Annotated in this window: 1 protein-coding gene and 1 pseudogene; both read left to right on the top strand. The window is 37.2% G+C overall.

Translation table 11 applies throughout. From position 1 onward, the window contains the following. Window positions 1-394: pseudogene (locus DYY66_RS06740) on the top strand (potassium-transporting ATPase subunit B); the annotation flags it as partial. Between the two features lie 7 nt (window positions 395-401). Further along, on the top strand, window positions 402-608 hold a 207-nt coding region (locus tag DYY66_RS06745), incomplete at its 3' end, for a potassium-transporting ATPase subunit C (protein WP_166287304.1).

The raw sequence follows: 608 nt of genomic DNA on the forward strand, positions 1-608 counted from the left end.
TGACTCTGATCCCTCGAAGATAATCAGAGTTGTAAAGCTTGGAAAGCAATTACTCATGACACGTGGTGCAATTACGACATTTTCAATTGCAAATGATGTTGCAAAATACTTTGCAATCCTTCCTGCAATGTTCATGAAAGATAACCCCAAGATGGAAATACTCAACATAATGCAGCTTCACAGTCCTGAAAGTGCAGTACTATCCACACTGATATTCAATGCACTAGTAATTCCAATGTTAATACCATTATCACTCAAAGGTGTAAAATACAAGCCAGAACTTCCAGAAAGGACATTTATCAAAAATATGATGATATATGGACTTGGAGGAGTTGTCTTTCCATTTGCTGGCATAAAAGCAATCGACCTTCTACTGTCAGTCTTTATGAGATGATTATATCATGAGAACAATAAAGAGCAAAGTGTTTTCGCCTGCTATTAGGATCATCGTGCTGATGATTATCACCACAGGAGTTGCATATCCATTACTTGTAACAGCAGTAGGTCAGACTGTACTACCATCTCAATCAAACGGTAGTCAAGTCATACTAAATGGTAAAGTGGTTGGATCTGAACTCATATCTCAGAGTTACAACTCTACAAAATTT

The organism is Candidatus Nitrosotalea sp. FS, assembly GCF_011319475.1.
Lineage (GTDB): Archaea > Thermoproteota > Nitrososphaeria > Nitrososphaerales > Nitrosopumilaceae > Nitrosotalea.